This is a genomic window from Kosakonia quasisacchari, assembly GCF_004331415.1.
Lineage (GTDB): Bacteria > Pseudomonadota > Gammaproteobacteria > Enterobacterales > Enterobacteriaceae > Kosakonia > Kosakonia quasisacchari.
This window is the reverse complement of sequence record NZ_SJOP01000094.1, coordinates 1-291: the sequence shown is the minus strand read 5'-3', so window position 1 is coordinate 291 and position 291 is coordinate 1. Positions and strand designations below refer to the sequence as shown.

Here is a 291-nt window from a genome sequence, read left to right as displayed (position 1 = left end):
ATTTTGAGAAAGCTGTGTGAGTGGAAAAACGTACGGATCCTGGAAGCTGAATGCTGCGCAGAGCATATCCATATGCTTGTGGAGATCCCGCCCAAAATGAGTGTATCCGGCTTTATGGGATATCTGAAAGGGAAAAGCAGTCTGATGCTTTACGAGCAGTTTGGGGATTTGAAATTCAAATACAGGAACAGGGAGTTCTGGTGTCGGGGATACTACGTCGATACGGTGGGTAAGAACACGGCGAAGATACAGGATTACATAAAGCACCAGCTTGAAGAGGAGAAAATGGGC

1 protein-coding gene is annotated in these 291 nt (G+C 46.4%); it reads left to right on the top strand.

The genetic code is table 11. The annotated features are described in order from the left end of the window. The coding region (gene tnpA / locus E0L21_RS24845; RefSeq protein WP_131413849.1) for an IS200/IS605 family transposase at positions 1 to 291 on the top strand (291 nt) is incomplete at both ends.